Raw genomic sequence first — 8,560 nt, 5'->3', positions numbered from 1 at the left:
CGGTCTCGACCCGTTCGACTCCCGGCACGTCGTCTACGGCACCGGCGCGACCATCTACGGCACCCGCGACCTGAAGCGCTGGGCCCCGCAGATCCGCGGCCTGGAGGAGACCGCCATCCTCTATCTGATCTCGCCGCCGGTCGGAGAGGCGCATCTGATCAGCGGCAACGGGGACATCGGCGTGATGTACCACGAGTCGCTCACGGCATCTCCCTCGCGCGGTATGGCCTCGAACCCCGTGTTCGGTTCGACGACGGGACTCGCCCAGGCCGCGGCGAGACCCTCGTACGTCGTGCGCACCGGCTGGAGCAACGACGGCAACGGCGCCTACTCGAACGACGGCGGAAAGACCTGGGCCCCCTTCGCGTCGCAGCCGGCCGCCGCCAAGGACGCGCCCGGCCCGATCGCCACCAACGCCGACGGCAGCGTGCTGCTGTGGTCCCTCGGGTCCTCGGACGGCACCGCCAACCCGGCGTACCGCTCGACGGACAACGGCGCCACCTGGTCCGAGGTCACCTCCCTCCCGAAGGGCGCCGTCCTGGTCGCCGACCCCGTGGACCCCACGCACTTCTACGCCTACGACACGACCGCCGGCACGCTTCACGCCAGCACCGACAGCGGCCTGACCTTCACTGCCAGAGCCACCGACCTGCCCTCGGGCGACGCGCAGTTCCAACTGGTCGCGGCACCGGGACGCTCCGGCGACCTGTGGCTCAGCGCAAAGGAAAGCGGGCTGTACCGCTCCACCGACGGCGGCGCCACCTTCGCCAAGGTCGACAGCTGCCAGTCCTCGCACACCCTGGGCTTCGGCAAGGCCGCCCCGGGCGCCTCCTACCCGGCGATCTACATGGTCGGCGCGACCGAGGGCTTCAACGCCGTCCACCGCTCCGACGACGAGGCGAAGAGCTGGGTGCGGATCAACGACGACCAGCACCAGTGGGGCTGGACCGGCAGGGCCGTCACCGGCGACCCGCGCGTGTACGGCCGGGTCTACCTCGGCACCAACGGACGCGGCGTGCAGTACGGGGAGCCCGTCTGATGCCCGACCTCAGCGACACCACCCGCGGCCGCCTCCTCTTCGGCGGCGACTACAACCCCGAGCAGTGGCCCGAGGAGACCTGGCACGAGGACGTCCGGCTGATGAAGGCGGCCGGCGTCAACTCGGTCACCCTCGGCGTCTTCGCCTGGTCCAAGCTGGAACCGGAGCCGGGCGCACGGGAGTTCGGCTGGCTGGACACGCTGATGGACCTGATGCACGCGAACGGCATCGGCGTCGTCCTCGCCACCCCCACCTCCTCACCCCCGCCCTGGATGGGCCGCCTGCACCCCGACACCCTGCCCGTCACCGAGGACGGCCGCACCGAATGGTGGGGCGGCCGGCAGCACTTCTCGCACTCCAGCGCCACCTACCGGCGCTACGCCGCCGCCATCACCGAGGACCTGGCCGCCCGCTACGGCGGCCACCCCGCCCTGCGGATGTGGCACATCAACAACGAGTACTGCACCTACGACTACGGCGACCAGGCCGCGGCCGCCTTCCGCCGCTGGCTGCGCGAGAAATACGGCACCCTCGACGCCCTCAACACCGCCTGGGGCACCGCCTTCTGGAGCCAGGGCTACGACACCTGGGACGGCATCCTGCCGCCCCGCCTGCCGCACTACATGCGCAACCCCACCCAGGTCCTGGACTTCCGCCGCTTCACCTCCGACATGCTCCTGGAGTGCTACGTCGCCGAACGGGACATCGTCCGGCGCCACACCCCGCACATCCCCGTCACCAGCAACTTCATGCCGCTGTGGTTCGGCCAGGACGCCTGGCGCTGGGCACAGGAGGAGGACGTCGTCTCCGTCGACATCTACCCCGACCCGCGCGACCCGCTGGGCGGCCAGAGCGGCGCTCTCGTGCAGGACATGACCCGCTCCCAGGCACGCGGGCCGTGGATGCTGATGGAGCAGGCGGCCGGGCCGGTCAACCGGCGGGGCGTGAACCATCCCAAGCCCGCCGGCCTGAACCGCCTGTGGTCCCTGCAGGCCGTGGCCCGCGGCGCCGACGCCGTCTGCTACTTCCAGTGGCGGCAGTCCCGGCAGGGCGCGGAGAAGTTCCACTCCGGGATGGTCAGCCACGCGGGGGAGGAGGGCCGTACGTACCAGGAGGTCAAACGGCTCGGCGCGGACCTGGAACGGATCGCAGCCGAGGTGACCGGCCGGCACAGCACCGCGGACATCGCGGTCCTGCACGACTGGCACGCCTGGTGGGCCGGCGCACAGGACGGCCGCCTGTCCACCCAGGCCGACTACCCGGACGTCCTGCGCGCCTGGCACCGGGCCCTGTGGCAGGCGCACCTCACCACCGACTTCGCCCACCCCGAACACGACCTGACGCCGTACCGGGTGGTCGTCGTGCCTCAGCTGTACGCGCTCACCGACGCGGCGATCGACAACCTCCTCACCTACGTCCGGCAAGGCGGCACCCTCGTCTGCGGCTTCCAGACCGGCGTCGCCGACGAGGACGACCGGGTGCGGCCCGGCGGCATGGACGCCAGGCTGCGCGAGCTGTTCGGCATCCGGGTGCTGCACGAGTGGTGGCCGCTGGACGCGGGGGAGACCATCACCTGCGAGGGCTTCCAGGGGTCCCTGTGGTCCGAAGAACTGGAGGCCGACGGCACCGCCGAGGAGACGGTGCCGTACAAGGGCGGCGAGCTCGATGGACTGCCGGCGGTCCTGCGCAAGGACCGGGCCTGGTACGTCTCCACGCTCCCGGAACCGGACGCGCTGCGCGACCTGCTGGCCCGCATCGCGGCCGGCGCGGGCGTTCGCCCGGTGCTCGACGGCCTCCCCGAGCAGGTCGAGGCGGTACGCCGGGGCCAGTTGCTGTTCGTGCTGAACCACGGACGCGAGCCGGTGACCGTCGAGGTGCCCGGCACCCACCACGACCTGCTGACCGGGCAGGCCGTCACGGACCGGCTGACCCTCGGCCGCTACGACGCGGCGGTGCTCCGGCCATGACCGCGATCCCACCCCACCTTCCAGGTCCGGCTGCCGCGACGTCGACTCCCCACAGGGTTGCCGCGAGCCGGGAACTTCGTGGGAACCGCGCCCGAGCGGCCCCGGATCAATAGCCGTAGATCATCTTGTAGGCGACCTCCGGGAGGAACTGTCCGGCCGAGGAGCCGGTTCCCACGCCGCAGTTGCCGTCGGACTCGCCCGGGACCTTGATCCACAAGAGCATCTCGGCGCCTCCGCCCAACTGGGTGGGGGTGCCGATACGGCGGCCGGAAGGGTTGCACCACTGGCCGTTGGAGCCGTTGCCGTTGCGGCTGGTGTCCACGACGAACGGCTTGGTGTAGCCGTACCGGGCGCCGAGTTCCCGGTTGACGGCGTTGCCGTACGCGGTGTTCTCGGCCGTGGTCAGGTAGTTGGAGACGTTGAGCGAGAAGCCGTGGGCCTGCCGCAGGCCCGCTTCGTGCAGGCGCTGGGCCATGGTCGCCGCGCTCGCCCAGGCCGGGTTGCCAGCGTCGAGGTAGACCCAGGTGTTGGGGGCCTGACGGTTGAACTCGGTGAGCGCGCCGGTCAGCATGCTCTCGCGTTCGTCGATCTGGGCCTGGGTCATGCAGCCGTAGTCCCCGAGGGAGTCCGGCTCGAGGACGACGACGGCCGGGCGGCCGGAGATCCCGCCCGCGAACTGGGCGATCCAGTTCGCGTAGGCGGCCGGCGAAGAGGCTCCGCCCGCGGAGTGCCCACCGCAGTAGTCGCGGTTGTAGATGTTGTAGGCGACGAGGATGGGCAGTTTGTCCTGGGCGTCCTCCGCGGCGCCTGCGTACGCGCCGGTGGCGGTGCCGATGGTGCCGCTCCAGGAGCCGAACCAGCGGGCCGTCGGTGTGTTGGCGATGGAGGCGTTGATCGCGGGCGCCCGGCCGTCACCGGGGTTGGCGGCGACCCACCGCTTCGCGCTGGAGTCGGGGTCCACGTAGAACCCGTTGGTCATGGTCGTCGGGTCGGCCGCGTGGGCGGACGGGGCGGCGGCGAGCGCCAGCGGCAGCGAGGAGAGCGCTGCCGCCAGGGCGAGGAGTCTGCGGCGCATGAGGGATACCTCGGCTTTCGGACAAGGGTGCGTACGGAGATCGGCGGTGAATATGGGGAGCGCTCCCATCAGAAGCGCTCCCCGCGGCACGGTCGGTCAGCAGGTCGAGTTCGTCTGGGTCAGGAGCCCGAGCCGCCACGGGAGGAGGTTGTAGTCGCCGCCCGCGTCGGGGTTCATGCCCTGGCAGAGGTACTGAAGCCGGCAGCCGGGAATGGTCAGTGTCTGGTCGTGGCCGGCACGGATCATCTCGCCGTGACTGATGTCCCGGGTCCAGGCGCCCGAGGGGAAGGAGACGTTGCCGGCCCGTGCGAACGGGTTGCTCTCGGACGCGGCCAGGGGCGTCCAGGAACCGGCGAGGCTGCCCGAGGTCCAGGAGCGGAAGTAGCGTCGGCCGTCCGATCCGATGGCCTCGACGAGCAGCAGATACTGGCTACTGCCCTGCACGGTGCGATCCATGCCATCGGTCAGGGCGTGGACAGCTCGAACCGCGTGACGCGGACCGCGCCGCCGAGTGCCTGCGTGGCATGGTTGAAGAGGGCGAACCGGTAGCCCATGAAGAACCGCCAGTCGTTTCCCATGGAGAAGGCGGGTCCGAGGCGGGTGAAGTGGGTGCCGTCGGTGCTGTAGGAGAAGGTGCCGGGGCGTGCCGTGCCGGGGCGGATGTCGGCGCCGGCGCGCAGCCAGATCCGACCGCCGGAGACGGTCGCGCTCGCGACCTCGGTGCCCGTGCCGGTGGTGTTCCAGTTGCCGTCCATGGTCAGCCCGTTGACCATCACCACCCGCGCCCTGCCGCCGTCGCGTTTGACGCCGATCCAGGCGGAGGAATCACGCAGCAGCGCGAGTCCGGCCCGGTCGCCGTCCCGCATCGCGGAGTGGTCGAGCTGGACCGTGGCGGTGGAGGTGGGGCCCTGGATGCGGTGCGTGAGGGTGTTGCGGGCCCAGTAGAGGTCGTTGGTGACGGTCGCGGTCCGCAGGGTCAGCCCGTTGCCGACCGACCACTTGGTGTTGTCCGGGTTGTGGTTCCACTCCCATCTCGGTTTCAGTGTCGTGCCGTCGAAGGTGTCGACGCCGATCAGGGGAGTGACCTGGCGGGGCGGAGGGGGCACGGCCGGGCCGGGATACGAGGTGCCCCATGCGCCGTCGACGAGTTGCACGACGGGCCAGCCGTCCGAGGTCCAGGTGACGGGTGCCAGGGCGGGCATCCGGCCGCCGGGGTACGCGTCGACAAAGGCCATGTAGTACCAGGCACCGCTCTGCGTCTGCACCAGCCCGCCCTGGTGCGGAACACCGCCGCCGGGGATCGGCCCGCGCAGATCGAGGAGGACCTGCCGCATCGTGTACGGACCGAAGGGGCCGCTCGACGACTTGAGGATGTACTGGCCGTTGGCGGGGCGGGTGAGGAAGATGTAGTACTGCCCGTTGATCTTGTAGAAGCGGGCGCCTTCAAGGGTGCCGACACTCGACGGTGTGGTGAACACCTGCTGCGTGCGCACCTGGTTGCGGCCGTCGGACGAGAGCTGGGCCACGCTGATGGTGGTGTTGCCGTACGCCACGTAGAGGGTGTTCGCTGTCGACGAGCAGCCCTGCGTCGTAATAGGGGGTGCTGATCGTCGCCAGCCTGTTCCATGGTCCCTCGACGTCGGTGGCGGTGTACACGTACGTCCGGGCGAAGTCGATCTGGCCGAGCCAGTAGAAGGTCCTGTTGCTCGGCCGGTAGGCCAGCGATGACGCCCAGATCCCTCTGACATAGCCGCGGGCACCGTTCAGGTCGTACTTGGCGCCGAAGTCGAGCACGGGCACCGAGTGACCGGCGATCTCCCAGTTCACCAGGTCGTACGACCGCAGGACGGGCGCGCCCGGCGAGTAGTGCATCGTCGAGGCCGAGGCGTAGAAGGCGTCACCGACGCGGATGATGTCGATGTCCGCGAAGTCCTGCCAGATCACCGGGTTCGTGTACCCGTTCGTGTACTCCTCGACGGCCGGAGGAAGCAGGGCACCGGCGGCCAGACCTGCTGCGGCTGCCAGTGCGCGGCGGCGGGTGAGCGATTGATGAGGCCATGACATGTACACGTGGCGATCTCCTTCCGCGGTCCAGCCATGTTGGTTGGGTTGGAGCTGCCCGGAGGTGCCCTGCTCGGGTGGTGCGGAGCGGCTGCTCCGTATTCGCGATGTCGAACATCGATCGACTTGTCGAGCATCCTGGATGATAGAAGGCTGGTGAATCTCGTCAATACCTCTCGCATGAGTCGTTGGATGATTCGAAACGTTCGAAGCTTTGGGTTGTGTGGTTGGCAGAGATATGTCGCACTTTGTTGCCCACGTAGGTGCGTCGTGAAGGCGGTTCGGTACTAGCTATTGACATGCTCGATGGCCTCTCTAATATCCATGAGGCCTTGCGTTTCCGAATTGGTGACGAAATTTCGACCCGCACGTCCAGGCGCTCGGACGGCTACGACCGCAACCGTGCCCACCGGCTGGTCTTCGGGTTCCACTGGCTGGGCGGATCAGGCGGATCGAGGCGGGCCTGTGCACCGACATGGCACAGCGCTTCGCCTTGGGATCCAGCTACGGCGGCGCCATGAGGTCGTGGCGCCGCCCGGGCCGCTCGGGTCACCACCCGTGTCGACGGCCCGTCAGCCGCCGGCCGAGATGGCGGCAGCCGCCGACGAGTTGACGCGAGTGCCGGTGACCGAGTCTCCGGACTTCTTGACGTGATACCGGAGCTTTTCGCCGCTGTAGAAGTGGAAGGTCAGTGTCACCAGTTCGCCGTCGCGCAGCGCGTCCAGGAACTCGGGGGTCAGGATGATCGTGTCGTTCGGGTAATCCGGCCTGAAGGACACGTTGAACTCCTGGTACGGAGTCCAGTCCGTCTGGCCGGCGTTGCTGCCGTCTCCGTATCTGGCCTCCATGGCCGCCAGCGCGTCACCCCGGTACTGCGTGGGGATGGTGAACGCGTCGGTCTTGCCCGTGGCGTCGGACAGCACCGGTTCGTCGTAGGTGACCACCTCGATCTGCCAGGGCAGTCCGCGGGAGAACCGGGCCTGGAGCGTGGCGTTCACCCCGTACTCGCGGTCGCCCATCAGCCGGGTCAGCGCGCCGGCCGTGAGGACGAGCCGTGTCTTGTCCCAGAGGGTGTAGTCGCGCCCCTCGACGAGCTTGGTCTTGCCGTGCCACAGGCCCCGGAACCGGGTCCCGTTCAGATTCAGCGTGAGGCCCTTGGCCGTGATCGGTTCCGACTTCTCCACGAAGACCTTGTCGAAGGAGGCCGTTCCCGAACGGGTGGTCCAGCTGGACTTGATCCAGGCGATCAGGGCGGGGTCCGTCCACTTCAGGGTCTCCCGGTTCAGGTAGGCCCAGGTGCCCGGGTCCCACAGCGCGGTGGTGACTCCGGCGAGGCGTGCCGCGTATCCGAAATGCTCGTAGTACTTCAGCGCCTCGCCCCGCTCGACGCGGGAGGGATGGTTGTGGTCGGGCCAGCCGAGCAGACCGTACTCACCGAGGTAGACGGGGATGTTCCTGGCGACGAACGTGTCGCGCATCCGGGCGAAGGCGTCGTTGAGGTCGTTCTGGGCGACCTCGTCGTAGTGGGTGCCGCCCGCGATGTTGATGCTGAACGGGTACCAGCTGTAGTAGTGCACGGTGGCGACCAGATTGCGGTCGTTCAGCGACCGGATCGTGGTGTACAGGTCGTCCATGAAGTCCTGGGCGGGCGTGCACCCGTCCGTCGGCAGCACGAGGAGGCGGTCGGTGTTTCCGTCGCCCGAGGAGCGGACGATCTTGTGGAAGGAGGTGTTCAGCTCGTTCAGGAGCTCGGCCTTCCGCTCGGCCGTGGCGTTCTCGAACTGCGGCTCGTTGACGCTCTCGAAGAGCAGGGTGCGCGGCTCGTCGCGGAACGTCCGGGAGATCTGGGTCCAGGTGGAGTTGAAGCGGGCCAGCACTCCGTCGCGGTCGGCGGGCATCTTCTTGATCCACTGCCACGAGTCGTGGTGGACGTTGAGCACGACGTACAGGCCCTCGTCGAGCGCCCAGTCGACGACCTCCTTGACGCGGCTCATGTACGCGGCGTCGACGGTGTAGGGAGCGGTGGCGGACTGGTGGTCGGACCAGGTCACCGGAATCCGGACGCTGCGGAAACCCTCCCCGCGGATGGTCGTGAACAGTTCCCTGGTGGCCTTCGGGTTGCCCCAATTCTCCTCATGGGGAATGGCGTCCAGGGTGTTGCCCAGGTTCCAGCTCGGCTGCATCGCGGCGACGGCGTCCATGGCGCGGGCCGGAACTCTGATCGCCGACCGTGTCTGCTCCGCCGTGTCGTCGGTCGCTGCGGTCGAGGTGCCTCCGGACAGTCCCAGCATGACGGCGAGCACCAGGAAGAGGGAGGCCATACGGCTGGGGCTGCGGCCACGGCTGCGGTGGTGCGCGGGTTGCCGTATGACCTTCATGTGTCGTCCCTTTCGGTCGGGCGTGTCTTTGAGTGGGTCG

4 protein-coding genes and 2 pseudogenes are annotated in these 8,560 nt (G+C 68.9%); 2 read left to right on the top strand and 4 right to left on the bottom strand.

What is annotated here, in order from left to right; all coding sequences use genetic code 11:
- Positions 1–1,039 (top strand): WD40/YVTN/BNR-like repeat-containing protein (locus ACP4J3_RS34995; protein ID WP_426540330.1); only part of this gene is annotated, 1,039 nt, incomplete at its 5' end.
- Positions 1,039–3,006, top strand: coding sequence for a beta-galactosidase (locus ACP4J3_RS34990; RefSeq protein WP_426540329.1), 1,968 nt, complete (start codon positions 1,039–1,041; stop codon positions 3,004–3,006). The genes ACP4J3_RS34995 and ACP4J3_RS34990, both read left to right, overlap by 1 nt.
- 106 nt (positions 3,007–3,112) lie before the next feature.
- On the opposite strand, the gene ACP4J3_RS34985 is transcribed toward ACP4J3_RS34990, so the two are convergent.
- The 4 genes and pseudogenes from ACP4J3_RS34985 to ACP4J3_RS34970 form a co-directional block, all read right to left on the bottom strand.
- On the bottom strand, positions 3,113–4,081 hold the full coding sequence (locus ACP4J3_RS34985; protein WP_426540328.1) for a glycoside hydrolase family 6 protein: 969 nt from the start codon (positions 4,079–4,081) through the stop codon (positions 3,113–3,115).
- Positions 4,082–4,177: 96 nt separating this feature from the next.
- A pseudogene (locus ACP4J3_RS34980) lies at positions 4,178–4,525 on the bottom strand (non-reducing end alpha-L-arabinofuranosidase family hydrolase); the annotation flags it as partial.
- A gap of 20 nt (positions 4,526–4,545) precedes the next feature.
- Positions 4,546–6,145, bottom strand: a pseudogene (locus tag ACP4J3_RS34975) (glycoside hydrolase family 43 protein).
- 569 nt (positions 6,146–6,714) lie between these two features.
- Positions 6,715–8,520 carry a cellulase family glycosylhydrolase gene (locus ACP4J3_RS34970; RefSeq protein ID WP_426540327.1) on the bottom strand — a complete coding sequence of 602 codons (1,806 nt, stop codon included), beginning with the start codon at positions 8,518–8,520 and terminating at the stop codon, positions 6,715–6,717.
- Between the last annotated feature and the right edge of the window lie 40 nt (positions 8,521–8,560).

Source organism: Streptomyces sp. UG1 (assembly GCF_049974585.1).
Taxonomy (GTDB): Bacteria; Actinomycetota; Actinomycetes; order Streptomycetales; family Streptomycetaceae; genus Streptomyces.
The sequence above is the reverse complement of the archived record's forward strand: the minus strand, read 5'-3'. Positions and strand labels throughout refer to the sequence as shown.